This is a genomic window from Shigella sp. FC1544 (genome assembly GCF_001722145.1).
GTDB classification, from domain to species: domain Bacteria; phylum Pseudomonadota; class Gammaproteobacteria; order Enterobacterales; family Enterobacteriaceae; genus Escherichia; species Escherichia coli.
In genome coordinates this window covers 1-990 of sequence record NZ_MECT01000343.1, presented here as the reverse complement: position 1 = coordinate 990, position 990 = coordinate 1, and the positions used below count along the sequence as shown (strand labels likewise).

General features: G+C 46.7%; 3 pseudogenes. All 3 read right to left on the bottom strand.

Annotated features, from left to right (window positions below):
- A pseudogene (locus BGK49_RS15945) lies at positions 1-280 on the bottom strand (IS1-like element transposase); the annotation flags it as partial.
- Positions 281-337: 57 nt separating this feature from the next.
- A pseudogene (locus BGK49_RS30190) lies at positions 338-412 on the bottom strand (DUF406 domain-containing protein); the annotation flags it as partial.
- A gap of 211 nt (positions 413-623) precedes the next feature.
- Positions 624-869 (bottom strand): annotated as a pseudogene (locus BGK49_RS15940) (DUF805 domain-containing protein); the annotation flags it as partial.
- Positions 870-990 lie beyond the last annotated feature (121 nt).

The following is a 990-nucleotide window of genomic DNA, read 5'->3' as shown; positions in this document are numbered from 1 at the left end:
GAGGTTACCGACTGCGGCCTGAGTTTTTTAAGTGACGTAAAATCGTGTTGAGGCTAACGCCCATAATGCGTGCAGTTGCCCGGCATCCAACGCCATTCATGGCCATATCAATAATTTTCTGGTGCGTACCGGGTTGAGAAGCGGTGTAAGTGAACTGCAGTTGCCATGTTTTACGGCAGTGAGAGCAGAGATAGCGCTGATGTCCGGCAGTGCTTTTGCCGTTACGCACCACCCCGTCAGTAGCTGAACAGGAGGGACAGCTGATAGAAACAGAAGCCACTGGAGCACCTCAAAAACACCATCATACACTAAATCAGTAAGTTGGCAGCATCACCCAGTTGTCGTTATCAATCACCGTACCGATATCAATCGCACATCCTTTAGTACTGCATTTATCTACGACATCTTTCATAGGGCACCTCTGTATATTCGCCTCTCTGTCGATTACGACTTAAGAATAATGCGCCGTTAAGGGAAGAACAAACAAGTAATGATCTTATGGATTACCATTTTTTTTGATATTGCTTAAGGTGAAGAGTTCAGAAGGATTTTCCGGGTATTGTCATTTGCATCGTGGAAATAACAATCCCGGAAAAAAATAGCAGTAAGAGATATATTAAAGGTTAATTACTTGATTTATTGTCGGCTTTATACTTCACATCCTGAGTATCTTTACCATATTTATTTTCGCCTTGTGTGCCAACAAACGCACCAAGATCGATAAGCATCATCACCAGAATCAACGTCGGGACAAAACACCCCACCGCCCATTGCCAGACACCCGGTAAAATCGCCCAGTTACCCGCCAGCAGCATCCACGCCACAATCATCAGAAATGCCCATGCGCCGGAACGCCCGCGATCATGCAAGGCAGTATGACTTTCCGTGAGACAGATGCTGGCCAACGTGGGATATTTAACGCGGGTTAACATCGTTGTCAGAGCCGCATGGGTGAGCTGTTGCTACACCCCGGTATTTCCACCACGGAGG